Origin of the sequence: Pseudomonas sp. WS 5059, assembly GCF_012985525.1 — a bacterium.
Taxonomy (GTDB): Bacteria; Pseudomonadota; Gammaproteobacteria; order Pseudomonadales; family Pseudomonadaceae; genus Aquipseudomonas.
Map to the genome: position 1 here is coordinate 247,138 of NZ_JAAQWO010000008.1, position 26,064 is coordinate 273,201.

Sequence of the window (26,064 nt, forward strand, 5' to 3'; positions counted from 1 at the left end):
TATGGTCCGCACGGCTACGGACCTGACGGGACGAACAGAGCTTTCAACTTAGCCCTGTTTTCAGTAGCAGGCTAATAACTGGACTCTATGGACAAGTCCAAGGTTCCGAACTCAGCTATCATGCGCGCGTTTTCATGACAGGCATTGCGATAGAGCAAGCCAGTTGCCAGGAGATTCAATGAACACCCTTTTTATGCACTGCCGCCCGGGTTTTGAAGGCGAAGTCTGTTCCGAGATCGCGGAACACGCCGCGCGCCTGAACGTTTCCGGCTATGCCAAGGCCAAGACCGGCAGCGCCTGCGCCGAATTTGTCTGCACCGAAGAAGACGGCGCCCAGCGCCTGATGCGCGGCCAACGCTTTGCCGAGCTGATCTTCCCAAGGCAGTGGGCGCGTGGGGTGTTCATCGACTTGCCAGAGACCGACCGCATCAGCGTGATCCTCGCGCACCTGCGCGATTTCCCGGTGTGCGGCAGCCTGTGGCTGGAAATGGTCGATACCAACGACGGCAAGGAACTGTCGAACTTCTGCAAGAAATTCGAAGTGCACCTGCGCAAGGCCCTGCTGGCCGCCGGCAAACTGGTCGAAGACCCGAGCAAGCCGCGCCTGCTGCTGACCTTCAAGAGCGGCCGCGAAGTGTTCATGGGCCTGGCCGAGTCAAATAACTCGGCGATGTGGCCGATGGGCATCCCGCGCCTGAAATTCCCCCGTGACGCGCCAAGCCGCTCGACCCTCAAGCTGGAAGAGGCCTGGCACCACTTTATCCCCCGGGACCAGTGGGACGAGCGCCTGCACGGCGACATGACTGGCGTGGACCTTGGCGCAGCGCCGGGCGGCTGGACCTGGCAGTTGGTCAACCGTGGCATGCTGGTGACGGCGATCGATAACGGCCCCATGGCCGAAAGCCTGATGGACACCGGCCTGGTGCAACACCTGATGGCGGATGGGTTTACCTTCACCCCCAAGCAGCCGGTGGACTGGATGGTCTGCGATATCGTCGAGAAGCCGGCGCGCAACGCAGCCCTGCTGGAAACCTGGATTGGCGAGGGGCATTGCCGCGAAGCGGTGGTCAACCTCAAGTTGCCGATGAAACAGCGTTATGCCGAAGTGAAGCGCCTGCTGGAGCGCATCGAAGAAGGCTTCAAGGCGCGAGGCATTCGCGTGGAAATCGGTTGCAAGCAGCTGTACCACGACCGCGAGGAAGTGACCTGCCACCTGCGCCGCCTGGACGTAAAGAAACCCAAGGCCCGTTGATCCTGTGGCGGGCACCGCTCCAAAATGTGGGAGCGGGCTTGCCCGCGATAGCGTTATAACAATCGAAATCAATGTTGAATGTGCCCACGTCATCGCGGGCAGCCCGCTCCCACACAGGGGCGGATCTGTTTTCGGAGTGAAGTATGAGTCAGTTTTCGGATGTACCCGTCGACGGCACCCTCGACGCCACCGGCCTCAACTGCCCGGAACCGGTGATGATGCTGCACCAGCATATCCGCGACCTGGCACCGGGCGGCCTGCTCAAGGTCATCGCGACCGATCCCTCGACCCGTCGCGATATCCCCAAGTTCTGCGTGTTCCTGGACCATGAACTGGTAGAACAGCGCGAAGAGGCCGGTACTTACCTGTACTGGATCCGCAAGAAGCTCGCTTAAACCGCCGTGCGGATGCGCTTGCGCGCACTGCGTGCCAGGCGCACTACCAGCATCGCCGCCGCGCAGCTGAGGCCGACGATCAGCCCCTGCCACAAGCCGCTCGGGCCGTTGGCCTGGCCCAGCCAGTCGGTCAGGCCCAACAAGTAACCCACCGGCAGGCCCACGCCCCAATAGGCGAACAGGGTCAGGATCATGGTCACGCGGGTGTCCTGGTAGCCACGCAGGGCGCCGGCGGCGGTCACCTGGATCGCATCGGAGAACTGGAACAGCGCCGCAAACACAATCAGCATCGCCGCCACCTGGACCACCTGTGGGTCGGCGGTGTAGATCGTGGCGATCTGCTCGCGAAACAACAGCATCAGGCTGCACGACAGGCAGGCATAAGCCAGTGCGGTGCCCATCCCCACGCCTGCGGCGAAGCGCGCTTCACGGGGTTCGCCACGGCCCAGGGCCTGGCCGACCCGCACGGTCACGGCCATGCTCAGGGAGTAGGGAATCATGAACACCAGGGAGCTGAAGTTCAGGGCGATCTGATGCCCGGCCACTACAGTTGCGCCCAGGCTGCCGATCAGCAGGGCGATCACCGCAAAGATGCTCGACTCGGCAAACACGGCGATGCCAATCGGCAGGCCGATGCCCAGGATGCGCTTGATCACCGACCATTTCGGCCAGTCGAAGCGCTTGAACAGCTCGCTGGCGTGATACACCGGGGCCCAGCGCGTCCACCCGACGAAGCCCAGCATCATTGCCCACATCACGATCCCGGTGGCCCAGCCGCAGCCCACGCCGCCCATGGCCGGCACGCCGAAATGGCCATAGATGAACACGTAGTTCAGCGGGATATTCAACGCCAGCCCGCCCAGGCCGAGGATCATGCTCGGGCGCGTGCGGCCCAGGCCGTCACTGAAACAGCGCAGCACGTAATACAGCGCCACCGCCGGCATGCCCGCCGCGATGCCGTGCAGGTAGCCCATGCAGGGGGCGATCAGCTCGGGGTCGACGTTCATCGCATGCAGGATCGGCTCGGCGCTGATCAACAGCAATGCCGCGGTGCACCCCACCACCAGCGCCAGCCACAACGCCTGGCGCACCAGCGGGCCGATCTCGGTATGGCTGCCGGCGCCAAAGCGCTGGGCGACTTTGGGGGTGGTGGCCAGCAAGGTGCCGGTCATCAACAGATACACCGGGATCCAGATGGAATTGCCCAGGGCCACCGCCGCCAGGTCCCGCGCACTCACGCGCCCGGCCATCACTGCATCGACAAACCCCATGGCAGTGGTTGCCAGTTGCCCGATCATGATCGGTAGGGCCAGCGCCAGCAGGCTGTGGACTTCCCGGCGAACGCGGGCAGGGCGGGAGAGGGGCAGAATGGCAGTGTTCACGTGCAGATGTCCGATAAGGGGGAGCGCAGGACGGCGCATTCTACGCCTTGACGGGTAGGTCAGGAAAATACCTGTGTAGCGGATTTGTAAACGCGCCACAGGCTGGTGCCTGTACACTGCGGGTCCGCCAAAGGAGCCTGCCATGTTGATTGTTGCCGACGAAAATATCCCGCTGCTCGATGCGTTCTTTGAAGGTTTTGGCGAGATCCGCCGGGTGCCGGGCCGCGCCATCGACCGCGCCGCCATTGAACAGGCCGATGTGCTGCTGGTGCGTTCGGTGACCAACGTCAACCGGGCGCTGCTCGAAGGCACGCCGGTACGGTTTGTCGGCACGTGCACCATCGGCACCGATCACCTGGACCTCGACTACTTTCAAAAGGCCGGTATCCAATGGTCCAGCGCGCCGGGCTGCAACGCCCGTGGGGTGGTGGACTATGTGCTGGGCAGCCTGCTGACCCTGGCTGAAATCGAGGGTGCGGACCTGAACCAGCGCACCTATGGCGTCGTCGGTGCCGGTGAAGTGGGCGGGCGCCTGGTCAAGGTGCTCAGGGGCCTGGGCTGGAAGGTGCTGGTCTGCGATCCACCCCGCCAGATTGCCGAAGACGGTGACTACGTCAGCCTTGAGCAGATCATCGAGCAATGTGATGTGATCAGCCTGCATACCCCGCTGAAAAAATCCGGCAGTGGCTCGACCTGGCACCTGCTGGATCGCCAGCGCCTGGAGCAACTCAAGCCCGGTACCTGGCTGATCAACGCCAGCCGTGGCCCGGTGGTGGATAACACGGCGCTGCGCGAGGTGTTGCTTGAGCGCGAAGACCTGCAGGCGGTGCTGGACGTGTGGGAAGGCGAGCCTGAGGTGGATGTCGAGCTGGCCGAGTTGTGCGTGCTGGCGACCCCGCATATCGCCGGCTACAGCCTGGACGGCAAGCAGCGCGGCACGGCGCAGATCTACCAGGCGCTGTGCGCGCACCTTGGCCAGCCGGCGCGCATCCAACTGAGTGACTTGCTGCCCGAGCCTTGGCTGGCCGAGGTCAACCTGCATGCCAGCACCGACCCGGCCTGGGCCCTGGCGACGTTGTGCCGCAGCGTCTACGACCCGCGCCGTGACGATGCGGATTTTCGCCGCAGCCTGGTGGGCACTGTGGAGCAGCAGCGCAAGGCCTTCGACCTGCTGCGCAAGCACTACCCGGATCGCCGCGAGATTGACGGCTTGAAGGTGCGGATCAGCGGGGAGTCGGCGGCGTTGCACAGCCTCGTCAACGCCCTGGGCGCAAACCTTTGCTGATGTACACAGCGCAGGCATAAAAAACCCGGCCACCGGGGCCGGGTCTGAAAGAGCTGGGGCGTATCAGCCTTGCTGGGCAGGCTTGACCAGTTTCTGCTCCAGTTCGGCGCACGCGCCCTGGATCATCTCTTCGGTAATCTGCACTTCGCGGCCCTGGGCATCGATGTACGAGCATGGCAACTGCTGCGGCTGGCGGATTACTTCAACTTTGTCAGTGCTGCTGTTTTGCAAGGACATGGCCTGTCTCCTCATCAGGTTGTGTACCTACTCTAATTCCCCCGCGTGACCGAGCTGTTACAACTCCATGGCCCGTCGACGGATCGAATGCCCAGTCCAGCAGAAATCACTTTGGATTTCCAGCCGCACTTTAGACCGATAGCCTCTAGGGCCTAGTCTTGCCGGGCATAATTAACCTGACTCATTGTGATTTACCCAAGTTCAATCCGATTGCGGTGTAGGCTTGAGGTTGTCTTCCTCAGGTGATGCTCTCCATGCTTTCAGCCCGTCAACGCCGCGCCATTCGCCTGGCCATGCGCTTTATCGCCCCCTATCGCTGGCAGGCCGTCGGCGCCTTGCTGGCGCTGATCGTCACCGCAGGCATTACGTTGTCCATGGGCCAGGGCATCCGCCTGTTGGTGGACCAGGGCTTCATGACCCAGTCGCCGCACCTGCTCAACCAGTCCATCGGTCTGTTCATGATCCTCGTGCTGGGCCTGGCGGTGGGCACGTTTGCACGCTTCTACCTGGTGTCGTGGATCGGCGAGCGGGTGGTGGCGGACATTCGCCGGCAGGTGTTCAATCACCTGATCTACCTGCATCCGGGGTTCTACGAGAACAATCGCAGCTCGGAAATCCAGTCGCGCCTGACCGCCGACACCACCTTGCTGCAATCGGTGATCGGCTCATCCCTGTCGCTGTTCCTGCGCAATGCGTTGATGGTGATCGGCGGGATTGTGTTGCTGTTTATCACCAACCCCAAGCTCACCAGCATTGTGGTGGTGGCATTGCCGCTGGTGCTGGCGCCGATCCTGGTCTTTGGCCGCCGCGTGCGCAGCCTGTCGCGCCAGAGCCAGGACCGGATTGCCGACGTCGGCAGCTACGTGTCCGAGACCCTGGGCCAGATCAAGACCGTGCAGGCCTACAACCATCAGGTGCAGGATGAGCAGCGCTTCGCGGTGACGGTGGAGGAGGCGTTCACCACGGCGCGCAAACGCATCGTGCAGCGTGCCTGGCTGATCACCCTGGTGATTGTGCTGGTGCTGGGCGCTGTCGGCGTGATGCTGTGGGTGGGCGGCATGGATGTGATCGCCGGGCGTATCTCCGGCGGTGAGCTGGCGGCCTTTGTGTTCTACAGCCTGATCGTCGGCAGCGCCTTTGGCACCTTGAGCGAGGTGATCGGCGAGTTGCAACGGGCCGCCGGGGCGGCGGAGCGGATTGCCGAGCTGTTGCAGTCGAACAATGACATCCACGCGCCTGCCACGGGCGTGATCACGTTACCGCAGCGGGTCAGTGGCCGCCTGGAGCTACAGGATCTGTACTTTTCCTACCCGTCGCGTCCCGATCGTTTTGCCATCGAGGGCCTGAGCCTGAGTATCAAGGCCGGAGAAACCCTGGCCCTGGTCGGGCCGTCCGGGGCGGGCAAGTCCACTCTGTTCGACTTGCTGCTGCGCTTCTACGACCCGCAACAGGGGCAGGTGCTGCTCGAAGGCCAACAGCTGACCAGCCTCGATCCTTTGGACCTGCGCCGCTGTTTTGCCTTGGTGTCCCAAAGCCCGGCGCTGTTTTTTGGCAGCGTCGAAGACAACATTCGCTACGGCAACCCAAAGGCCAGTTTTGCCCAGGTCGAAGAGGCGGCGCGCATTGCCCACGCCCACGATTTCATCCTGCAAATGCCCGACGGTTACCAGACCCACCTGGGGGATGGCGGCATGGGTCTTTCTGGCGGCCAGCGCCAACGCCTGGCGATTGCCCGGGCCTTGCTGGTGGATGCGCCCATCCTGTTGCTGGACGAGGCCACCAGCGCCCTGGACGCGCAGAGTGAACACCTGATCCAGCAGGCATTACCGCAATTGATGCAGGGGCGTACCACCCTGGTGATCGCCCACCGCCTGGCCACGGTGAAAAACGCCGACCGGATTGCGGTGATGGATCAGGGGAAATTGGTGGCTGTGGGCACACATCAGCAGCTGATTGCCAGCAACCCGCTGTATGCGCGGCTGGCGGCCCTGCAATTTAGCGAAGAACCCGTGTAGGGGGGGCTGGCGATGGCGTCCGTGAGATCGCCATCGCCAGGTCGGCTCCTACAGGTCATCGAAATAACGTTCGTGCCAGTCCACCAGCGGTTGTGGTGAATTGAGCTTTTGCCCGTAGATCACCGAATAAGACAGCACGTTTTGCACATACTGGCGGGTTTCGTCGAACGGGATGCTTTCCACCCACACGTCGAAACTCAGGTGGTCCGCGCCACGCAGCCATTGGCGTACGCGCCCAGGGCCGGCGTTGTAGGCGGCGGAAGCGAGCACGCGGTTGCCGTTGAACTGGCTGTGGACCTGGCTCAGGTAGGCGGCGCCGAGCTGGATATTTTTGTCCGGGTCCAGCACCTGCTGCGGTGATGCCAGCGGAATGCTGAACTTGCGTGCGGTTTCCTTGGCGGTGGCGGGCATCAATTGCATCAGGCCGCTGGCGCCGACGCCGGAACGGGCGTCATCCATAAACGCGCTTTCCTGGCGGGTGATAGCAAACACCCAGCTCGAATGCAGGCCACGGACCTTGGCTTCCCGCACCAGGGTGTCGCGGTGGGCCATGGGGAAGCGGATGTCCAGGTCGTCCCAGTACTTGGCTTGGCTGATGGTGCGGATCGCCGGGAAGTACCACTTCATGTCATAGGCGAGCTTGGCCTGGGCGACCATTTCGTCACGGTTGAAGTGACGGCTGACGTGATACCACTCGCGGCGGCCGTCGACGATCTGGCCGCGGGCATAAAACTCCAGGGCGCGGCGTACACCCGGGGTATTGCGCACCTTGTTGACCAGGGCCTGGCTCATCACCAGCGGCTGGTTATTCAGTTGATACGGAGCCTGGGAGCGGTCTGCGGCAAGGAAGCCATAAAAATCCCGCTCCTTTGCCAGGCCTTTGTACAGGACCAGCGCTTGCGGGTTCTTCGGCTCGGCCAGCTCCAGGGCGCGGGCCTGCCAATAGCGCCAGCGGTTGGTGGTGGCCAGGTCCTGGGGCAGCTTGCGGGTCAATTGATAGGCATCTTCCCAGCGGGCCAGGCGCAGCAGCAGGCGCAGGCGCCATTCGGAGACGGTGTTGTCACGCAGCTCCGGGTCGTATTTGGTCATCACGTCCAGGGCGCGCGGGTCGTAGCGGCGCGCCAAGGTCAGGCCGATTTCCCGGGCGATGGACACTTTTTCGTCGCGCGAGAAGTGCATGCTGCTGGCATACCCATCCAGCAGGGCCATGGCTTGTTCCGGGTCCTGGCGCGCCAGGCGGCGCAGGCCCAGGCCGACGGCGTCGGACATGGCTTCAGTGGCGGGCAGGAAGCGCGATGGGTCGCTGAGCATGGTGGGCTTTTGCGCTACATCCACCATCAGGCGGCCCTGGGCGCCCAGGGTGGGCAGGGTTTTCACCAGGCTGTTGGCCAGGGGATAGTTGCGGGCCTCGGCGGCCAGCTTGGCGCGGTCCCAGATTTTCTGTTCGGTCAATTGCCCAGCGGCGGCCCACTGGCCAAACGTGGCATCACAGGCGGCCGGTTGGGATTTGCCAGTCATCCACAGGGCTTCGGCAGTCTTGTAGCCTTCGGCCTTGAGGTTGTGGCTCAACTGGTACTGGCCATGCAGGCAGTCCAGCTCGGTGAAATTGAGCTTGGCGTCGTAGTACTTTTCAAAGGTCTGCCAATCACCACGCTCGGCCAGCCAGCGTAACCAGCGCAGCTTCATCCAGTTGGCCTGGGGCAGGTCGCCATGCTTGGCCAGGAACTGTTCGATTTCCTGGTTGTTCGCGGACTTCAGGCGAGCGGTCAGTTCGTCGTAGGCCAGGTACGGCGTCAGCGGGTAATCGGCCAGGGCCTGGCTGTATTGCATGTAGGGGCCGGTATCGCCTTTGGCCAGGGCGCGCTTGGCTTGGTCGTAATATTGGCGTTGGGTGGTCAGGTCCACTGCCTGGGCGGTCTGGACGGCGGTGGAGGAAAGAAGCAGGCAAGATAAAAAGCTGAAAAGGCGACTGCGCATGAGACGTCCGTGCAAAGAAATCAGGACTAGTGCCGGCGCCGCCGACACTGATTGCCCCTAGCTTAGCCTTTTGCCCGCAGCCGGTGAAAGCTTTGCAGGCCGCTTCGCTGAAGTTCTAAAGAAATGTCCTACAGAACGTGTCGGGCACGAAAATGCCGGCCGCTTCACCCCCCAACTCAGGTAGAATGCGCGCCCAGTTTTTGGAGAAGCGTATGACCCTGCTCAAATTCAGCGATGTGTCCCTTGCTTTCGGCGCTATGCCGTTGTTGGACAAGGTGTCCTGGCAGATCGCCCGTGGTGAGCGGGTGTGCATCATCGGCCGCAACGGCACCGGCAAGTCCAGCATGATGAAGCTGGTAAAAGGCGACCAGAAGCCCGATGACGGCTCCGTGTGGCGCGCCCCGGGCCTGAAGATCGGCGAATTGCCGCAAGAATTGCCGGTGGCCGACGAACGGACCGTGTTCGACGTGGTTGCCGAAGGCCTCGACGGCGTGGGCGCATTGCTTGCCCAATACCATCACCTGGCGCAGAACTGCGTCACCGATGCCGACCTGGACAAACTGATGCACGTCCAGCAAGACCTTGAAGCCCGTGATGGCTGGCGCTTGCAGCAATTGGTCGACAGCACCTTGAGCCGCCTGCAACTGCCGGCCGACAAGACCCTCGCCGAATTGTCCGGCGGCTGGCGTCGCCGCGTCCTGCTGGCCCAGGCCCTGGTTTCCGAGCCGGACCTGCTGCTGCTCGACGAACCGACCAACCACCTGGATATCGGCGCGATTGCCTGGCTTGAAGAAGCCCTCAAGGACTTCCAGGGCGCCGTGTTGTTCATCACGCACGACCGTTCCTTCCTGCAGAACCTCGCCACGCGCATCCTCGAACTGGATCGCGGCGGCCTGATCGACTGGAACGGCGACTACGCCAGCTTCCTCGTGCACAAAGAGGCCGCGCTGTCCGCCGAAGAAACCGCCAACGCGCTGTTCGACAAGAAACTGGCCCAGGAAGAAGTCTGGATCCGCCAGGGCATCAAGGCCCGCCGCACCCGTAACGAAGGCCGCGTACGGGCCCTGAAAGCCTTGCGTGTGGAGCGTAGCGAGCGTCGCGAACGCACTGGCAAGGCCAATATCCAGCTCGATACCGCCGACAAGTCGGGCAAGCAGGTCATGGTCCTGGAGAACGTCAGCTTCCATCACCCGGATGGCCCGTTCCTGATCAAGGACTTCTCCATGGTCCTGCAGCGCGGCGACCGCATCGGCCTGCTGGGCGCCAACGGTACCGGCAAGACCACCTTGCTCAAGCTGATGCTCAGTGGCCTGCAACCGACCAGCGGTACCGTGGAAGAGGGCACGCGCATCGACGTGGCCTACTTCGACCAACTGCGCCACCAGTTGGACCTGGAAAAGACCGTGATCGACAACGTCGCTGAAGGCCGCGACTTTATCGACATCGACGGCCAGAGCCGCCACGTGCTGAGCTACCTGGGGGACTTCCTGTTCAGCCCGCAACGTGCGCGTACGCCGGTCAAGGCGTTGTCTGGCGGTGAGCGTGCGCGTCTGCTGCTGGCCAAGCTGTTCAGCAAGCCGGCCAACCTGCTGGTGCTCGACGAACCGACCAACGACCTCGACGTGGAAACGCTGGAGTTGTTGGAAGAGGTCCTGCTGACGTTCAACGGCACCGTGCTGATGGTCAGCCACGACCGGGCATTCCTCGACAACGTGGTCACCAGCACCCTGGTCTTCGAGGGTGAAGGCAAGGTGCGCGAATACGTCGGTGGTTACCAGGACTGGCTGCGCCAGGGCGGCTCGCCGCGCCTGCTGGGTGTGACCGAGAGCAAGTCCGGCAAGGCCGACTTGAACTCTGCGGTGGTTGCACCGGCGGCTGCTGCGCCGGTTCAAGAAGCCGCGCCGGCCGCCAAGAAGAAGCTCAGCTACAAGCTGCAGCGTGAGCTCGAAGCCCTGCCGGGTGAGATCGAGGCCAAGGAAAAGCAGATCGCTGGCGTGGAGGCCGACATGGCTGACGCGGGTTTCTACCTGCGTCCTGCGGCAGAAACGGCCAAGGTCATCGAGTCCCTTGAGAAGCTGAACCAGGAGCTGGAAGTATTGGTTGAGCGTTGGGCCGAGCTGGATGCCTGATTGATTTAGCGGCAATAAAAAACCGGCGCTCTTACGAGCACCGGTTTTTTTATATGAAACGCACTTCAATAGGTAGGAGCTGGCTTGCCTGCGATAGCGGTATGCCAGCCACCAGATGTATCAACTGACAGACTGCTATCGCAGGCAAACCAGCTCCTACATTTGATTTGCAGTGTTCTTACGAGCTTTTTACCAGCTTCACTGCCAGTACGTCGCAAGGCGCGCCGTGCAGTACATCGTTGGCAGTGGAGCCCAGCAGCAACGCCAAGCCGTGACGACCATGGCTGCCGACCACGATCAGGTCGCAGCTCTGTTCCTTGGCCAGGTGGTGGATTTCCTGGCGCGGCTGGCCATAGGTCAGGTGGCTTTGGTCTTTTTTCAGCGCGGGATACTTGTCAATCAGTCGGTCCAGGCGCTCCTTGGCCTGGTCGAACTGCTGCTGTTGCAGTTGCGAAAGATCCATCGGCACGTCGCCGCCAAAGGCCATGGCCATGGGTTCGACGATATGCACCAGGGACAGCTTCACGGTATCGCCGGCAATGGCCACGGCGCGCTTGATCACCGGATCGCACTCTTCGGTCAGGTCCACGGCGACCAGAATATGTTCGTAAGTCATGAGGCGTTCCTCCAGGGGACTGCAATAAGTTCAGTATGGCTGCTTTCAAGCGGATGGGGTTGAGTCAGGTCAAATCCGCTCATCTAGAAATTCGGGAGTACACATATGACGGTCTGGATAGTGGTGTCAATCCTTCTAGTGGTCTTGAGCCCCCTGGCATGGCTGCGACCGTCGCGCCACCAGAGCGGGCGCATGGCCCTGCGCATGGAGGCGCGCCGCATCGGCCTGGCGATGCAATTGTCGCCCCAGGAGTGGCCGCACTGGCTCAAGCAAGAGCCGCCCAGCCCCTGTGCGCAGTACTGTCGGCCACGGCGCGGCAGCAAACCCGCACTCTGGGTTTACTGGCAGCAGGAGCCGGGGGTGTGGGTCAACCAATGGCAGGAAACCTGCGTGGACGAGAAGTTGTTGCCGCATTTTGCAACGCTGCCGGCCAATGTCTACAAAGTGGAGGCGGACAAGCAAATGATCGCCGTGTATTGGGGTGAGAAGGGCGAGTCCAGCGACTTGCAGGCCATCAGTGCGTTACTCAAGGCCTTGGCCTGACACACCCGTAGGAACCGGCTTGCCGGCGATAGGGCCGTTGAGCACGCCATCGCCGGCAATAAAACGTAGGCAATAAAAAGCCCGACATCATCATCGGGCTGGAACTGGCCAGGCAGGCCGGTAAATCTGTAATTCGTCACGCCGCGCATTCGCACAGGCGTTCTCACATGCGGCTAGCCTAGCCGGATATCCGCCGCTGTACAGGCCGTTGCTGGCTCTTTCGCATTATTGATCGGGTGAATGCCTGCGCATTGATTAGCCTTGGCGGTTATGAAATGACTGAAAAGTCGCGTTTTTACGGCGCTTTCGGGCGATTGACAATTGCCCGGAATTGGCTGAAGGTGGCGTACCCAAATCAAACGGGCGTATGAATTGAGTGTTTGTCTGTCAGGCATCTCATACATAATCCCGACTATCGCATTGGCGGGTGTGCCTGGCGCGTTGGTATGAGCATTGACGAAGTGATCAATGCCCGACCAGGGGCCAGCGTCCGATGTGTACTGTTCAGCTTCCATATCGTGGAGATCAGTTGATGATTTACGAAGGTAAAGCCATCACGGTTAAGGCTCTTGAAAGTGGCATCGTCGAATTGAAATTCGACCTCAAGGGTGAGTCCGTCAACAAGTTCAACCGTCTAACCCTGAACGAACTGCGTCAGGCCGTAGACACCATCAAGGCTGATGCATCGATCAAGGGTGTGATCGTCTCCAGCGGCAAAGACGTGTTCATCGTCGGCGCTGACATCACCGAATTCGTCGACAACTTCAAGCTGCCCGATGCCGAGCTTGTGGCTGGCAACCTCGAAGCCAACAAGATTTTCAGCGATTTCGAAGACCTCAACGTGCCGACCGTTGCCGCGATCAATGGCATCGCTCTGGGCGGCGGTCTGGAAATGTGCCTGGCCGCGGACTTTCGCGTCATGGCCTCCAGCGCGAAAATCGGCCTGCCGGAAGTCAAGCTGGGCATCTACCCGGGCTTCGGCGGTACCGTACGCCTGCCGCGTATCATCGGTGCCGACAACGCCATCGAGTGGATTGCCGCCGGCAAGGAAAACCGTGCTGAAGACGCGCTGAAAGTCGGCGCCGTGGATGCCGTGGTTGCTCCGGACAAACTCGCAGAAGCTGCACTGAACCTGATCAAGGGCGCCATCAGCGGCGAATTTGACTACAAGGCCAAGCGTCAGCCGAAGCTGGAAAAACTCAAGCTCAACGCCATCGAACAAATGATGTCGTTCGAAACCGCCAAGGGTTTCGTCGCCGGTCAAGCGGGCCCTAACTACCCGGCCCCGGTCGAAGCGATCAAGACCATCCAGAAAGCCGCGAACTTCGGTCGCGACAAGGCCCTGGAAATCGAAGCCGCCGGCTTCGTCAAACTGGCCAAGACTTCTGCTGCGCAGAGCCTGATCGGCCTGTTCCTGAACGATCAGGAGCTGAAGAAAAAGGCCAAGGCCTACGACGAAATTGCCAAAGACGTGAAACAGGCTGCCGTCCTCGGTGCCGGGATCATGGGTGGCGGTATTGCCTATCAGTCGGCGTCCAAAGGCACACCGATCCTGATGAAAGACATCAATGAGCACGGTATCGAGCAAGGTCTGGCGGAAGCCGCCAAGCTGCTGGTAGGCCGCGTTGATAAAGGTCGCATGACCGCTGCGAAGATGGCTGAAGTGCTTAACGGCATTCGTCCTACGCTTTCCTACGGTGATTTCGGCCACGTCGACCTGGTGGTCGAAGCCGTTGTCGAGAACCCGAAGGTCAAGCAGGCGGTCCTGGCTGAAGTTGAGGCCCAGGTCAAAGAAGACACGATCCTGGCTTCCAACACCTCGACCATTTCCATCACCTTGCTGGCCAAGGCCCTCAAGCGTCCGGAAAACTTCGTCGGCATGCACTTCTTCAACCCGGTGCACATGATGCCGCTGGTAGAAGTGATCCGTGGCGAGAAGTCCAGCGAGCTGGCAGTTGCCACCACCGTTGCCTACGCCAAGAAAATGGGCAAGAACCCGATCGTGGTCAACGACTGCCCGGGCTTTTTGGTCAACCGCGTGCTGTTCCCGTACTTCGGTGGTTTCGCCAAGCTGGTCAGTGCTGGCGTGGACTTTGTGCGTATCGACAAGGTCATGGAAAAATTCGGTTGGCCAATGGGTCCGGCGTACCTGATGGACGTGGTCGGTATCGACACCGGCCACCACGGTCGCGACGTCATGGCTGAAGGCTTCCCGGACCGCATGAAAGACGACCGTCGCTCGGCTGTCGATGCGCTGTACGAAGCCAAGCGCCTGGGCCAGAAGAATGGCAAGGGTTTCTATGCCTACGAGACCGACAAGAAAGGCAAGCAGAAGAAAGTTGCCGATCCATCGGTTCACGAAGTGCTGGCGCCAATCGTCTACGAGCAGCGTGAGGTGTCCGACGAGGACATCATCAACTGGATGATGATCGCCCTGTGCCTGGAAACCGTGCGTTGCCTGGAAGATGGCATCGTCGAAACCGCTGCCGAAGCCGATATGGGCCTGGTGTACGGTATTGGCTTCCCTCCATTCCGTGGTGGTGCGCTGCGTTACATCGACTCGATCGGTGTGGCCGAGTTCGTTGCCCTGGCTGATCAGTACGCTGATCTGGGCCCGCTGTACCACCCGACCGCGAAGCTGCGCGAGATGGCCAAGAATGGCCAGAGCTTCTTCGGTTAAGTGCCCAGACGACTAGAGCGAGAATATTTATGAGCTTGAATCCAAGAGACGTCGTGATTGTCGACTTCGGTCGTACTCCGATGGGCCGCTCCAAGGGCGGCATGCACCGCAACACCCGCGCCGAAGACATGTCGGCGCACCTGATCAGCAAGCTGCTGGAACGCAACGTCAAGGTCGACCCGAACGAAGTCGAGGACGTGATCTGGGGCTGCGTCAACCAGACCCTGGAGCAGGGCTGGAACATCGCGCGCATGGCCTCCTTGATGACCCAGATCCCGCACACCGCTGCCGGCCAGACCGTCAGCCGCCTGTGTGGTTCGTCCATGAGCGCACTGCACACCGCCGCCCAGGCGATCATGACCGGCAACGGTGATGTGTTTGTGGTCGGTGGCGTGGAGCACATGGGCCACGTCAGCATGATGCACGGCGTCGATCCTAACCCGCACATGTCGCTGTACGCGGCGAAAGCCTCGGGCATGATGGGCCTGACCGCAGAAATGCTCGGCAAGATGCATGGCATCACCCGTGAAGCCCAGGACGCCTTCGGCCTGCGCTCCCACCAGTTGGCCCACAAGGCGACTGTGGAAGGCAAGTTCAAGGATGAGATCATCCCGATGAACGGCTATGACGAGAACGGTTTCCTGAAACTGTTCGACTACGACGAAACCATTCGTCCGGACACCACACTGGAAAGCCTGGCGGCCTTGAAGCCGGCATTCAACCCAAAGGGCGGCACCGTGACTGCCGGTACTTCGTCGCAGATCACCGATGGTGCTTCGTGCATGATCGTGATGTCGGCCCAGCGTGCCCAGGACCTGGGGATCCAGCCTCTGGCAGTGATCCGTTCCATGGCTGTGGCGGGTGTGGACCCGGCGATCATGGGCTATGGTCCAGTACCGGCCACACAAAAAGCCTTGAAGCGCGCAGGTCTGAGTATCTCCGACATCGACTTCTTCGAGCTCAACGAAGCTTTCGCCGCACAGGCCCTGCCAGTGCTGAAAGATTTGAAAGTACTCGACAAGATGAACGAGAAGGTTAACCTGCACGGCGGTGCAATCGCCCTGGGCCACCCATTTGGTTGCTCCGGTGCGCGTATCTCCGGCACCTTGCTTAACGTGATGAAGCAAAATGGCGGCAACCTTGGGGTTGCAACCATGTGCATTGGTCTCGGCCAAGGCATTTCTACCGTCTTCGAACGCGTCTAAGCGTTGGGTTGACGGAAGCCGGGGCCCAGTGCCCCGGCTTTTGTTTTTTGGAATTTTTAATTTTTTTTTATAAATTTTGTAAGAGGGCCACAGCATGAAAGTCGAACCAGGGCTCTACCAGCATTATAAAGGTCCCAAGTACCGCGTTTTTAATGTGGCGCGGCACTCCGAGACCGAAGAAGAAGTGGTGTTCTACCAAGCACTGTATGGCGATTACGGCTTTTGGGTGCGCCCCTTGAGCATGTTCCTGGAGACCGTCGAAGTTGACGGCAAGCAGGTCCCGCGCTTTGCTTTGGTGCAGGTCGAACCCAGTCTTTTTTCAGGGCAATAACGGCAGGTTGCGCAGAATGCTGTGCTTGACCTCACTGTGTTGCCACTATATATAGCGTTGCCGCGTCAGGCGCCAACCGCCTTTCTCTTCTCGAATTCAGGAATTTTCCGATCCATGGGCAAATCGCTGGTCATTGTGGAATCCCCGGCTAAGGCCAAGACCATCAACAAGTACTTGGGTAACGAGTACGTGGTGAAGTCGAGTATCGGCCATATCCGAGACCTGCCCACCAGCGGTTCGGCTAGCGCCAGCAAGGAGCCTGCTGCCAAGCGCGGCAAGGCGGCTGCGGGCGAAGGTCCGGTGCTCTCGCCTAAAGAGAAGGCGCGCAAGCAGCTGGTCTCGCGCATGGGTGTGGACCCGGATCATGGCTGGAAGGCCAAGTACGAAATCCTTCCGGGCAAGGAAAAGGTGATCGAGGAGCTGCGCCGGCTCGCCAAGGATGCTGACACCATCTATCTCGCGACGGACTTGGACCGCGAAGGGGAAGCCATTGCCTGGCACCTGCGCGAAGCCATCGGTGGGGACGACAGCCGCTATAAACGCGTGGTGTTCAACGAAATCACCAAGAAGGCGATCCAGGAAGCCTTCTCCAAGCCGGGCGAACTGGACATCGACCGCGTCAATGCCCAGCAGGCTCGGCGCTTCCTCGATCGCGTGGTCGGCTACATGGTCTCGCCGCTGTTGTGGGCGAAGATCGCCCGTGGCCTGTCCGCTGGTCGTGTGCAATCGGTAGCGGTCAAGCTGGTGGTGGAGCGTGAGCGCGAGATTCGTGCGTTCAACCCTGAAGAGTACTGGGAAGTCCACGCGGACCTCGGCACCGCCAAGGGCAATAACGTGCGCTTTGAAGTGGCCCGCGAGAAAGGCGAGGCCTTCAAGCCGCTCAACGAAGCCCAGGCCATGGCCGCGCTGGAGAAGCTCAAAGCTTCCAGCTACAGCATCGTCAAGCGTGAAGACAAGCCCACCAGCAGCAAGCCGTCGGCGCCGTTCATCACCTCCACCCTGCAACAGGCCGCGAGCAACCGCCTGGGCTTTGGCGTGAAGAAGACGATGATGATGGCCCAGCGTCTGTACGAAGCGGGCTACATCACTTACATGCGTACCGACTCCACCAACCTGTCGGTGGACGCGGTGGCGATGGCGCGTACTTATATTGAAAGCGAATTCGGCAAGAAGTACCTGCCGGAGAAGCCAAACGTCTATAGCAGCAAGGAAGGCGCACAAGAGGCCCACGAAGCGATTCGTCCCTCCGATGCCAATACCGAGCCAAGCAAGCTGAGCGGCATGGAGCGCGACGCTGAGCGCCTCTACGAGTTGATCTGGCGCCAGTTCCTGGCTTGCCAGATGCTGCCGGCGCAATACCTGTCCACGACCGTCACAGTGGGTGCCGGGGACTTCGAGCTGCGCGCCAAGGGTCGTATCCTCAAGTTCGACGGCTATACCCGCGTGATGCCGCAAATTGCCAAGCCGGGCGATGACGACGTCCTGCCAGACATGGCCCAGGGCGATGCGCTGAAGCTGATCAAGCTCGACCCGAGCCAGCACTTTACCAAGCCGCCACCCCGTTATTCGGAAGCCAGCCTGGTCAAGGAAATGGAAAAACGCGGTATTGGTCGTCCTTCGACCTACGCGGCGATCATCTCCACCATCCAGGACCGCGGCTACGTGGCCCTGCATAACCGTCGTTTCTATTCGGAAAAGATGGGCGATATCGTTACCGAGCGTTTGTCCGAGAGTTTCTCCAACCTCATGGACTACGGCTTTACCGCCGGCATGGAAGAGAACCTCGATGACGTGGCCCAGGGCGAGCGCGATTGGAAAAATGTCCTCGACGAGTTCTACGGTGACTTCAAGAAAAAACTCGAAGTAGCCGAGAGCCCGGAAAACGGCATGCGCGCCAACCAGCCGGTGATGACGGATATTCCGTGCACCACCTGCGGCCGGCCGATGCAGATCCGTACCGCGTCTACCGGTGTGTTCCTGGGTTGCTCGGGCTATAGCCTGCCGCCCAAAGAGCGCTGCAAGGCCACCGTCAACCTGGTGCCGGGTGATGAAATCGCCGCCGACGACGAGGGTGAATCCGAGTCGCTGGTTTTGCGTGGCAAGCACCGTTGCCCGATCTGCAGCACGGCCATGGATGCCTACCTGCTGGACGAGAAGCACAAGCTGCACATCTGCGGTAACAACCCCGATTGCAACGGCTACGAGATTGAAGAAGGCACCTATCGCATCAAGGGCTATGAAGGCCCGAGCTTGGAATGCGACAAGTGCGGCAGCGAGATGCAGCTCAAGACCGGTCGCTTCGGCAAGTTCTTCGGTTGCACCAATCCGACCTGCAAGAACACCCGCAAGCTGCTGAAAAGCGGTGACGCGGCGCCGCCGAAGATGGACCCGGTGAAGATGCCCGAGCTCAAGTGCGAGAAGGTCAACGACACCTACATCCTGCGTGACGGCGCTTCGGGCCTGTTCCTGGCTGCCAGCCAGTTCCCGAAAAACCGCGAGACCCGTGCACCGCTGGTGATGGAGATCGTGCCGCACAAGGACGAGATCGATCCCAAGTACCACTTCCTGTGCGAAGCGCCGAAGAAGGATCCCGACGGTCGTCCGGCCGTGATCCGCTACAGCCGCAAGACCAAGGAGCAGTACGTGCAGACTGAAGTGGACGGTAAGCCTACGGGCTGGAAGGCGTTCTACGACGGTGGCAAGTGGAAGGTCGAGGACAAGCGCCAGGGCGCTTGATCCCGCTCCTGCATTGAAATAAAGGCCGCCTTCACAGGCGGCCTTTTGTTTTGCGCTTGCAGTGGGCTTGTCTCATCCGTGACACTGTTCAGCCAGCATCACATCTATGTCGTTGTGGAGACTGCCGTCATGGCCAACGAACTCTATACCCGTACCAACCAGAAAATTTACTTCGCGGGTTTGTCCCTGGAAGCCCTTGGTCGTGCCGAGGAAGGGAAGGAGATGAATGCTATTGCGCTGGTCCAGGCGGGGCGAGAGTCGGCCTTGTTCCATCTGTATGGGGCTTTGCTGGGGTTGTGTCATGAAATTGCCGGTTTCTATCGCCTGCCCCAGGCGAATGCGCCTCGGGCCGAGGATATCCTGACCCGTGAGGTGCTCGAGTCTATGACCATCCCCGAGTTGGCCGAACTGGTGGAAATGGCCCGCAGCCCTGACAGTTGGCTGGCTCGCTTGTTGGCTGCCCATTCGGCGCTGTTCCAGCCGCCGCGTGTGCCGCACAAGCCCAAGGGCGATGTGACCCAGCCGTTGATCGTTGCGGTCAGCCTGGAAGAAGAAGGGCCGGAGCCGCTGAGCCGGGCTGAGTTGGAGAGCTGGCGCCAGGAACTGAAGAAGCTGGCGATCCGCTTTCGGGATGGCTTGAACGAGTGCTGAGCGGCAAGACAATGTAGGCGCCGGCTTGCCGGCGATAACAATTGATCAAGCAATGCCAAGTTGACTGCCAGAGCGCTATCGCTGGCAAGCCAACGCCTACAGACCATTCATCAAGCCGTAAAGAAAGCTGTTCAGATCCTGAGCGAGGCCGCGTTGATGACTGATATAATGCCGGCCTTTCGTGGAGAACAGACTTTTATGCCAACGTCCTTTCTGGAAATTGTTGAATTGCCCGACGGCCGAATTGAGCTGCGCAGGGCTGAGGACGAGGGTTCTCTGGTGACTTTGGACTTTTCCGAGGACGCCAAGGCGTTCCTGCAAGGCCAGCATGTGGAAGTGGCAAAAGCCATGTTGAGCGTGGGTGTGCAGATGGCGGGGCGCCTGGCTGAAGGTGAGCCAGAGAAAGACGACGGTCCACGGGTTCTTCACTGAGTCCGTTTGTCGTTTTTAAGATTCAAATGTTCAATCGGCTTCTCAATTCTGTAGAAGCCTTGCGTCCATCGCAGGCACTGACCTGACGTCAGGCTGCAATCGGACGACCTGTACCACTCCCGATAACGCGTTGCGCGTCAGTCTCGGGCTTATCCCAATCGAATATTCAAGCTTTGTGCATCGCCCGTGCGCGCTGCGCTGATCAACTGCTGCTTGGCCGAAGCACCCAGCGGGTTCAGCCAGCTGACAACAGTGTGGCTACGCCCCAGGCGCAACGCTTCGCAGGTCAGTTGCTGGGCGCTCTGGGTGCCGCGCGGTTGCAGCAGCAGGATACGCTCGCGGTTCAGGCCCGCATCCCGCAGCCAAGCCTGGGTCAGGCTGGACGGCGGGGCGATCAGGGTCAGCCAGCGGGCGTCCTGTTCCTCACTCAGGTCACGCAGGATTGGCGCCAGCAAGCTCAGGCAGTTCCCGGCAGCGCCACGCAACGACAATTCACTGAATACCTCCGGTTCGGCGGGGGCGGTCCATGGGGACTCCACCGTCTCGCTGAGGATAGGTGCAAGCGGCTGGGCCAAAAAGGCCTCAAACAGTGGCAGTTGTGTATGTTGTTGCGCATGTGGGAACTGCATGATGCCTCCGTTAGCGGCGAATAACGCCGACACTCAAGCCTTCGATCACCAGGTCCTGATCCTTCAGGTTGACTTCAATCGGCGAAAACTCGGGGTTTTCTGCCAGCAGCCAGACTTTGCTGCCTTCGCGCTTGAAGCGCTTGACCGTCACTTCATCGCCGATGCGGGCCACGACGATCTGGCCGTTGCGCGCTTCGCGGGTGGTGTGTACGGCCAGCAGGTCGCCGTCGAAGATACCCACGTCCTTCATGCTCATGCCATGGACCCGCAACAGGTAATCGGCGCGAGGATGGAAGAAGGTCGGGTTGATATTGCAGGACTCTTCGACGTGCTGTTGTGCAAGAATCGGCGCACCGGCAGCGACCCGGCCGATGATCGGCAGCGTCGATTCGTCAGCCTTGGCTTCGAAACCAGGGATACGAATGCCACGGGATGCGCCCGGGGTCATTTCGATCGCACCCTTGCGGGCAAGGGCTTTCAGGTGTTCTTCGGCAGCATTGGGGGATTTAAACCCCAGCTCCAGGGCGATTTCTGCCCGGGTCGGCGGATAACCGTTGTCGTCGAGGCAGCGCTTGATAAAAGCGAGAATCTCAGCTTGGCGTGGCGTCAGTTTTAGCATGTTGATCGCTCTGTCTTTTTATACAGTGACTGGGATTATATACAGTGAACTGCGCTTGGCAATCATCGTTTTTGCCGACTCCGCCGGACGGTCATCCGTCGGTCCTTGCAAAGCCCGGAGATAGCGCGGCCTACAGGCCGTTGAAGATGTGATTAAATAGGTGCGAATCGGGTGACTGCCCGGCCGGAAAACGGACCTGCAGGCTTGACATTGCACAAGGTGAAACGTATGTTTCAAACAAGTGTTTGTCAGGCGGAGTAGCCATGGCCCAGTCGGAAACCGTTGAACGCATTCTCGATGCTGCCGAGCAGTTGTTCGCGGAAAAAGGATTTGCTGAAACCTCATTGCGCCTGATCACGAGCAAAGCCGGGGTCAACCTGGCGGCAGTGAACTATCATTTCGGCTCGAAAAAAGCCCTGATCCAGGCCGTCTTCTCACGTTTTCTGGGGCCGTTCTGCATCAGCCTCGACCGTGAGTTGGAGCGGCGCCAAGCCAAGCCCGACAATAAGCCGAGCCTGGAAGACCTGCTGGAAATCCTCGTCGAACAAGCCCTGGTGGTGCAGCCACGCAGCGGCAATGACCTGTCGATCTTCATGCGCCTGCTGGGCCTGGCCTTCAGCCAGAGCCAGGGCCACTTGCGCCGTTACCTCGAAGACATGTACGGCAAGGTCTTCCGTCGCTATATGTTGCTGGTCAACGAGGCGGCGCCACGTATTCCGCCTATCGAATTGTTCTGGCGCGTGCACTTCATGCTCGGCGCAGCGGCGTTCAGCATGTCCGGGATCAAGGCCTTGCGCGCTATCGCCGAGACCGATTTTGGAGTCAACACCTCCATCGAGCAGGTCATGCGCCTGATGGTGCCGTTCCTGGCCGCTGGCATGCGCGCTGAAAGCGGTGTTACCGACCCGGCAATGGCGGCCGCCCAACTGCGCCCGCGCAGCAAGTCCGTACCGGTGGCGGCCAAGGTTTAGCCACTGGCGTCTGGGCGCAACCGCTTGCATCCGCTAAGCTAGCCGCCCATGCCGATTTCAACTAGTTACCCGCACCCCATCGCCTTGCCCGGCTCGACCTGGCGAAGCGGCGGGGTGCGCGCGTCATTCAAGGAAAATTTATGACTGCTGCCCTGCAAGGCTCTTTGATGGTGGACGTCGCCGGCACCTGGCTGACAGCTGAAGATCGCCACTTGTTGCGCCAGCCTGAAGTGGGCGGCCTGATCATTTTTGCGCGCAATATCGAGCATCCGCGCCAGGTGCGGGAATTGAGCGCCGCCATTCGTGCGGTGCGCCCGGACCTGCTGCTGGCCGTCGACCAGGAAGGCGGTCGGGTCCAGCGCCTGCGCCAGGGGTTTGTACGCCTGCCGGCCATGCGTGCGCTGGCGGACAATCCGAACGCCGAATACCTGGCCGAGCAGTGTGGCTGGGTCATGGCCACGGAAGTACTGGCGGTTGGCCTGGACCTGAGCTTCGCCCCCGTGCTGGACCTCGACTACCAGCGCAGCGCCGTCGTAGGCACGCGTTCGTTCGAAGGTGATCCCGAACGTGCAGCGCTGCTGGCCGGTGCCTTTATCCGGGGTATGAACAGCGCCGGCATGGCCGCCACCGGCAAGCACTTCCCGGGGCATGGCTGGGCGGAGGCAGATTCCCACGTCGCCATTCCCAATGATGAACGTAGCCTGGAACAGATTCGCACCCACGACCTGGTGCCCTTTGCGCGCCTGAGCAAGCAATTGGCCGCGGTCATGCCGGCCCACGTGATCTACCCGCAGGTCGATAACCAACCGGCCGGCTTCTCGCGCCGTTGGCTGCAAGACATCCTGCGCGGCGAGTTGCAGTTCGACGGGGTGATTTTCAGTGATGACCTGTCCATGGCCGGTGCCCATGTGGTGGGGGATGCGGCGAGCCGGATCGAGGCTGCGTTGAGTGCTGGCTGCGACATGGGCCTGGTGTGCAATGACCGTGCGGCCGCCGAGCTGGCCCTGAGTGCCGCCCAGCGCATGAAGGTCACGCCGTCGGCGCGCATTGCCCGTATGCGTGGGCAGGCGATTGCGTCGACTGACTACAAGCAGGACCCACGTTGGTTGGCGGCGCTCGGCGCGCTTCGGGATGCGCAGTTGATCGAATGAGATTGAGCTGCGCCCATCGCCGGCAAGCCCGCTTCCACATTTGATTTGTGGCGGTACCAAAAATCTCTGCCCCAGTGAGCCCCCCCCCCTGTGGGAGCGAGCTTGCCCGCGATAGCTATCTAACTATCAACGCTTCTCTAGCTTTTGGGGCAACGGCGCAAACAGCGCCTCGATATCTTCGTTGCCCAACTTCCAGTCGCCCGTAGTACGACCATCCAGCACACCCGCCGCCAGGTCTGACTTTTCTTGCTGCAACGCCTGGATCTTCTCTTCCACGGTGCCCCGGGCAATCATCTTGTAGACGAATACCGGCTTCTCCTGGCCGATGCGATACGCACGGTCAGTCGCCTGGTTTTCCGTGGCTGGGTTCCACCAGGGGTCGTAGTGGATCACGGTATCGGCTTCGGTCAGGTTAAGCCCCACGCCGCCAGCCTTGAGGCTGATCAGGAAGATCTGCAGCCTGCCACTCTGGAAGTCCTTCACCGGCGTGCGCCGGTCGCGGGTCTGGCCGGTCAGCAAGGCATAGGCGACCCCGCGTTTTTTTAGTTCGATCTCAATCAGGCTGAGCATTGAGGTGAACTGCGAGAACAGCAAAATCCTGCGCCCTTCGGCAAACAGTTCGTCGAGCATCTCCATCAGGCTGTCGAGCTTGCCCGAGCTGCTGCCGCGCGCGGGCGGGGTGGCGTCGTTCACCAGGCGCAGGTCGCAGCAGACCTGGCGCAGCTTGAGCAGCGCTTCCAGAATGATGATCTGGCTACGAGCCACGCCCTTGCGGGTGATCTCCTCGCGCACCTTCTTGTCCATGGCCAGGCGCATGGTTTCGTACACATCGCGCTGGGCTTCGTTGAGATCGACCCAGTGGATGATCTCAGTCTTGGGCGGCAATTCAGTGGCCACCTGTTCTTTGGTGCGGCGTAGCAGGAACGGCTTGATCCGACCGTTGAGGTGTTGCAATCGCACTTCGCTGCCGCGTTTTTCGATGGGCACGCGGTAATCACGGTTGAAGCTTTTTACATCGCCCAACCAACCCGGCAGCAGGAAGTGGAATAGCGACCACAGTTCGCCCAGGTGGTTTTCCAGCGGCGTGCCGCTCAGGCACAGGCGCTGGCGTGCATTCAGCTCGCGGGCGGCCTGGGCGGCCTTGCTGGTGGGGTTCTTGATGTATTGGGCTTCGTCGAGGATCAGCACATGCAGCGGCTGCGCGGCCAGTTGCTCGATGTCTTTGGGCAACAGGGCGTAGGTGGTCAGCAGCAGGTCGTAATCCTGTAACTGGGCGAAGTGTTTCTTGCGCCCGGCACCGTACAGCGCCAATACCTTGAGCTGCGGGGTGAAGTGCGCGGCCTCGTCGAGCCAGTTGGGGATCAGGCTGGTGGGCATCACCACCATGCACGGCCGGTCCAGGCGCCCGGCGATTTTTTCGCTGAGAATATGTGCCAGGGTCTGCAGGGTTTTGCCCAGGCCCATGTCGTCCGCGAGAATCCCGCCCACTTCCAGTTGGCGCAGGGACTGCATCCAGCTCAGGCCTTCGAGTTGATAGGGGCGCAACGTGGCGTTCAGGCCTTTGGGGGCGGTGCAGGTGAAGTCCTTGATGTCGCGCAGGCGCTGGGCAAAGCTGCGGATCTGCTCGCCGCCTTCCCATTGCAGGGGCAGGTCTTCCAGCGGGTTGAGCCTAGTGGCGTCGGCCTTGGCCAGGCGCAAGGTAGTTGTGCCGGGCTCTTGCAGGTAGAACTCGCCGAGGGTCGCCAGCACCGGTTTGAGCCGGCCATAGGGCAGGGCGACTTGCAGTGGGCCGTGGCCACCGTTGGGTAGGCCGGGGATGTTCACCAGGATCAGTTCGTCGTCGCGACGGCGCGCGAGTTTTTCCGGGTTGAGGATTTCGGTGTGGGAGCGCATCAGGTTCAACAGGATCGGCAACAGGCTCAGCCGTTCGCCATTGACGATGATCCCCAGCTCCAGGTCGAACCAGTCGCGCTCCGGCACTTCATCGACGCTGGCGTACCAGTCATCGACCGGGCTCAGGTCAAAGCCGAAATCCTCATCGATCTGCAGCTCCCAGCCTTCAGCGCGCAGGCTCGGCGAGGCGTTGAGGGTGAAGTTCAGCCAGGCGCTGTCATTGACCATCTCAAACAACTCGCCGGCGCTTTCCGGCAGGGCCTTGCTCTGGCGGGTGGCGATCTTGAAGCCAAGCAGGCGCAGGTGTTCGCGAAAGCCTTGTTCCACCTCGGGGTGACGCTTGATCCGCAGGCTCTGGGTTTCCTGGCGCACGATGATATCGGCGTTTTTCTGGCCGCTGACGTAATTGCCCAGGTAATTGAACGACAGCGCCGCCCGGTGCTGGATATAGCGCTGCATCTTGCCGTTGCGCGGCTCAAAGGCGCTGAACTCGATGCTGGCCAGCCACAGCCGTGGAATCGGCTGCACGTCCTCAAGCACCACTTGCGGCAGGACCACGCGGTTATCCAGCACGGCCTGCAGCTTCTCCAGCAGTTCGGCATCCTTGGCCGCTGCCGGGTAGGCCAGGGTTTCCTGGACCTGCAGCAGCACCGCCGCGATGTGTTTGCAATTGGTGTGCACGGGGCAGGTGCAGCGACTGTCCACCAGGATCAAGGTGCCTTTGGCCGACTCGCGCAGAGAGATGGTCTGGCGATACACATTGCCGCCCGAGCCTTCGCAACTGGCGATGATGGTGCTGTCGCCCGACTCGACAATCCGCACGCGGTTTTCCAGGGCGTAGCGCCTGCCGCGCTCCAGGCTTTGTTCCTTGAAGCGGTTGGCCCAGGAGGGGGCCAGGGGCTTGGTCAGCGAGGGCGTCAGGGGCATGGCGCTGG

21 protein-coding genes are annotated in these 26,064 nt (G+C 61.0%); 14 read left to right on the forward strand and 7 right to left on the reverse strand.

Annotated features, from left to right (window positions below; translation table 11 throughout):
• Positions 1 to 178: 178 nt before the first annotated feature.
• Together rlmM and tusA are read left to right on the forward strand one after the other, a co-directional pair.
• Positions 179 to 1,252, forward strand: coding sequence for a 23S rRNA (cytidine(2498)-2'-O)-methyltransferase RlmM (rlmM, locus tag HBO12_RS23385; RefSeq protein WP_029300064.1), 1,074 nt, complete (start codon positions 179 to 181; stop codon positions 1,250 to 1,252).
• A 143-nt stretch (positions 1,253 to 1,395) separates the two neighbouring features.
• Positions 1,396 to 1,647, forward strand: coding sequence for a sulfurtransferase TusA (gene tusA, locus HBO12_RS23390; protein ID WP_076961259.1), 252 nt, complete (start codon positions 1,396 to 1,398; stop codon positions 1,645 to 1,647).
• Here the strand turns inward: tusA and HBO12_RS23395 are convergent.
• On the reverse strand, positions 1,644 to 3,029 hold the full coding sequence (locus tag HBO12_RS23395; RefSeq protein ID WP_170043336.1) for an MATE family efflux transporter: 1,386 nt from the start codon (positions 3,027 to 3,029) through the stop codon (positions 1,644 to 1,646). The genes tusA and HBO12_RS23395 overlap by 4 nt on opposite strands.
• Before the next feature lie 142 nt (positions 3,030 to 3,171).
• On the opposite strand from HBO12_RS23395, the gene pdxB reads away from it, so the two are divergent.
• Positions 3,172 to 4,314, forward strand: a complete 1,143-nt coding sequence (pdxB, locus tag HBO12_RS23400; protein WP_170043337.1) for a 4-phosphoerythronate dehydrogenase PdxB — start codon at positions 3,172 to 3,174, stop codon at positions 4,312 to 4,314.
• A gap of 63 nt (positions 4,315 to 4,377) precedes the next feature.
• On the opposite strand, the gene HBO12_RS23405 is transcribed toward pdxB, so the two are convergent.
• Entirely contained in the window at positions 4,378 to 4,551 is a 174-nt protein-coding gene (locus HBO12_RS23405) for a PA1571 family protein (RefSeq protein ID WP_029300072.1), read from the reverse strand.
• Between the two features lie 245 nt (positions 4,552 to 4,796).
• On the opposite strand from HBO12_RS23405, the gene HBO12_RS23410 reads away from it, so the two are divergent.
• On the forward strand, positions 4,797 to 6,566 hold the full coding sequence (locus tag HBO12_RS23410; RefSeq protein ID WP_170043388.1) for an ABC transporter transmembrane domain-containing protein: 1,770 nt from the start codon (positions 4,797 to 4,799) through the stop codon (positions 6,564 to 6,566).
• Between the two features lie 48 nt (positions 6,567 to 6,614).
• Here HBO12_RS23410 and HBO12_RS23415 read toward each other — a convergent pair whose 3' ends face one another.
• A complete protein-coding gene (locus HBO12_RS23415) occupies positions 6,615 to 8,543 on the reverse strand; it encodes a transglycosylase SLT domain-containing protein (protein ID WP_169954291.1) in 1,929 nt (642 codons plus the stop codon).
• A 212-nt stretch (positions 8,544 to 8,755) separates the two neighbouring features.
• Here HBO12_RS23415 and HBO12_RS23420 point away from each other — a divergent pair, with 212 nt between their 5' ends.
• Positions 8,756 to 10,672 carry an ATP-binding cassette domain-containing protein gene (locus HBO12_RS23420; RefSeq protein ID WP_169954188.1) on the forward strand — a complete coding sequence of 639 codons (1,917 nt, stop codon included), beginning with the start codon at positions 8,756 to 8,758 and terminating at the stop codon, positions 10,670 to 10,672.
• A 178-nt stretch (positions 10,673 to 10,850) separates the two neighbouring features.
• Here the strand turns inward: HBO12_RS23420 and HBO12_RS23425 are convergent, their stop codons facing one another.
• Positions 10,851 to 11,288: a universal stress protein gene (locus HBO12_RS23425; RefSeq protein WP_169954187.1), complete on the reverse strand. Its 438-nt coding sequence runs from the start codon at positions 11,286 to 11,288 to the stop codon at positions 10,851 to 10,853.
• Between the two features lie 105 nt (positions 11,289 to 11,393).
• Between HBO12_RS23425 and HBO12_RS23430 the strand changes: the two genes are divergently transcribed.
• The 7 genes from HBO12_RS23430 to HBO12_RS23460 all read left to right on the forward strand — a co-directional run bounded on the left by HBO12_RS23430 (position 11,394) and on the right by HBO12_RS23460 (position 19,866).
• Positions 11,394 to 11,831, forward strand: coding sequence for a hypothetical protein (locus HBO12_RS23430; RefSeq protein WP_169954186.1), 438 nt, complete (start codon positions 11,394 to 11,396; stop codon positions 11,829 to 11,831).
• Positions 11,832 to 12,363: 532 nt separating this feature from the next.
• Positions 12,364 to 14,511, forward strand: a complete 2,148-nt coding sequence (fadB, locus tag HBO12_RS23435) for a fatty acid oxidation complex subunit alpha FadB (RefSeq protein ID WP_029300084.1) — start codon at positions 12,364 to 12,366, stop codon at positions 14,509 to 14,511.
• Between the two features lie 29 nt (positions 14,512 to 14,540).
• Positions 14,541 to 15,716 carry an acetyl-CoA C-acyltransferase FadA gene (gene fadA / locus HBO12_RS23440; RefSeq protein WP_005786153.1) on the forward strand — a complete coding sequence of 392 codons (1,176 nt, stop codon included), beginning with the start codon at positions 14,541 to 14,543 and terminating at the stop codon, positions 15,714 to 15,716.
• 94 nt (positions 15,717 to 15,810) lie between these two features.
• Positions 15,811 to 16,047, forward strand: a complete 237-nt coding sequence (locus HBO12_RS23445) for a DUF1653 domain-containing protein (RefSeq protein WP_029300088.1) — start codon at positions 15,811 to 15,813, stop codon at positions 16,045 to 16,047.
• Between the two features lie 114 nt (positions 16,048 to 16,161).
• Positions 16,162 to 18,783 carry a type I DNA topoisomerase gene (gene topA / locus HBO12_RS23450; protein ID WP_169954184.1) on the forward strand — a complete coding sequence of 874 codons (2,622 nt, stop codon included), beginning with the start codon at positions 16,162 to 16,164 and terminating at the stop codon, positions 18,781 to 18,783.
• Positions 18,784 to 18,912: 129 nt separating this feature from the next.
• Positions 18,913 to 19,434, forward strand: coding sequence for a DUF6586 family protein (locus tag HBO12_RS23455; protein WP_170043338.1), 522 nt, complete (start codon positions 18,913 to 18,915; stop codon positions 19,432 to 19,434).
• Between the two features lie 198 nt (positions 19,435 to 19,632).
• Complete coding sequence (locus HBO12_RS23460; RefSeq protein ID WP_026136850.1) at positions 19,633 to 19,866, forward strand: hypothetical protein; 234 nt, start codon at positions 19,633 to 19,635, stop codon at positions 19,864 to 19,866.
• Positions 19,867 to 20,015: 149 nt separating this feature from the next.
• Here the strand turns inward: HBO12_RS23460 and sulA are convergent, their stop codons facing one another.
• Both sulA and lexA read right to left on the reverse strand, forming a co-directional pair.
• A complete protein-coding gene (sulA, locus tag HBO12_RS23465) occupies positions 20,016 to 20,495 on the reverse strand; it encodes an SOS-induced cell division inhibitor SulA (protein ID WP_169954183.1) in 480 nt (159 codons plus the stop codon).
• A 10-nt stretch (positions 20,496 to 20,505) separates the two neighbouring features.
• Positions 20,506 to 21,114: a transcriptional repressor LexA gene (gene lexA, locus HBO12_RS23470; protein WP_029300096.1), complete on the reverse strand. Its 609-nt coding sequence runs from the start codon at positions 21,112 to 21,114 to the stop codon at positions 20,506 to 20,508.
• A gap of 263 nt (positions 21,115 to 21,377) precedes the next feature.
• Between lexA and HBO12_RS23475 the strand changes: the two genes are divergently transcribed.
• Both HBO12_RS23475 and nagZ read left to right on the forward strand, forming a co-directional pair.
• Positions 21,378 to 22,085, forward strand: a complete 708-nt coding sequence (locus HBO12_RS23475) for a TetR/AcrR family transcriptional regulator (protein WP_169954182.1) — start codon at positions 21,378 to 21,380, stop codon at positions 22,083 to 22,085.
• Between the two features lie 140 nt (positions 22,086 to 22,225).
• Positions 22,226 to 23,236, forward strand: a complete 1,011-nt coding sequence (gene nagZ / locus HBO12_RS23480; RefSeq protein ID WP_170043339.1) for a beta-N-acetylhexosaminidase — start codon at positions 22,226 to 22,228, stop codon at positions 23,234 to 23,236.
• A gap of 126 nt (positions 23,237 to 23,362) precedes the next feature.
• Here the strand turns inward: nagZ and HBO12_RS23485 are convergent, their stop codons facing one another.
• On the reverse strand, positions 23,363 to 26,056 hold the full coding sequence (locus HBO12_RS23485; RefSeq protein WP_170043340.1) for a DEAD/DEAH box helicase: 2,694 nt from the start codon (positions 26,054 to 26,056) through the stop codon (positions 23,363 to 23,365).
• Between the last annotated feature and the right edge of the window lie 8 nt (positions 26,057 to 26,064).

Bases quoted from the DNA above. Each gene is read 5' to 3' on its own strand.
- rlmM (WP_029300064.1), top strand. From the start codon at position 179: ATGAACACCCTTTTTATGCACTGCCGCCCGGGTTTTGAAGGCGAAGTC.
- tusA (WP_076961259.1), top strand. From the start codon at position 1,396: ATGAGTCAGTTTTCGGATGTACCCGTCGACGGCACCCTCGACGCCACC.
- pdxB (WP_170043337.1), top strand. From the start codon at position 3,172: ATGTTGATTGTTGCCGACGAAAATATCCCGCTGCTCGATGCGTTCTTT.
- HBO12_RS23405 (WP_029300072.1), bottom strand. From the start codon at position 4,551: ATGTCCTTGCAAAACAGCAGCACTGACAAAGTTGAAGTAATCCGCCAG.
- HBO12_RS23410 (WP_170043388.1), top strand. From the start codon at position 4,797: ATGCTCTCCATGCTTTCAGCCCGTCAACGCCGCGCCATTCGCCTGGCC.
- HBO12_RS23415 (WP_169954291.1), bottom strand. From the start codon at position 8,543: ATGCGCAGTCGCCTTTTCAGCTTTTTATCTTGCCTGCTTCTTTCCTCC.
- HBO12_RS23420 (WP_169954188.1), top strand. From the start codon at position 8,756: ATGACCCTGCTCAAATTCAGCGATGTGTCCCTTGCTTTCGGCGCTATG.
- HBO12_RS23425 (WP_169954187.1), bottom strand. From the start codon at position 11,288: ATGACTTACGAACATATTCTGGTCGCCGTGGACCTGACCGAAGAGTGC.
- HBO12_RS23430 (WP_169954186.1), top strand. From the start codon at position 11,394: ATGACGGTCTGGATAGTGGTGTCAATCCTTCTAGTGGTCTTGAGCCCC.
- fadB (WP_029300084.1), top strand. From the start codon at position 12,364: ATGATTTACGAAGGTAAAGCCATCACGGTTAAGGCTCTTGAAAGTGGC.
- fadA (WP_005786153.1), top strand. From the start codon at position 14,541: ATGAGCTTGAATCCAAGAGACGTCGTGATTGTCGACTTCGGTCGTACT.
- HBO12_RS23445 (WP_029300088.1), top strand. From the start codon at position 15,811: ATGAAAGTCGAACCAGGGCTCTACCAGCATTATAAAGGTCCCAAGTAC.
- topA (WP_169954184.1), top strand. From the start codon at position 16,162: ATGGGCAAATCGCTGGTCATTGTGGAATCCCCGGCTAAGGCCAAGACC.
- HBO12_RS23455 (WP_170043338.1), top strand. From the start codon at position 18,913: ATGGCCAACGAACTCTATACCCGTACCAACCAGAAAATTTACTTCGCG.
- HBO12_RS23460 (WP_026136850.1), top strand. From the start codon at position 19,633: ATGCCAACGTCCTTTCTGGAAATTGTTGAATTGCCCGACGGCCGAATT.
- sulA (WP_169954183.1), bottom strand. From the start codon at position 20,495: ATGCAGTTCCCACATGCGCAACAACATACACAACTGCCACTGTTTGAG.
- lexA (WP_029300096.1), bottom strand. From the start codon at position 21,114: ATGCTAAAACTGACGCCACGCCAAGCTGAGATTCTCGCTTTTATCAAG.
- HBO12_RS23475 (WP_169954182.1), top strand. From the start codon at position 21,378: ATGGCCCAGTCGGAAACCGTTGAACGCATTCTCGATGCTGCCGAGCAG.
- nagZ (WP_170043339.1), top strand. From the start codon at position 22,226: ATGACTGCTGCCCTGCAAGGCTCTTTGATGGTGGACGTCGCCGGCACC.
- HBO12_RS23485 (WP_170043340.1), bottom strand. From the start codon at position 26,056: ATGCCCCTGACGCCCTCGCTGACCAAGCCCCTGGCCCCCTCCTGGGCC.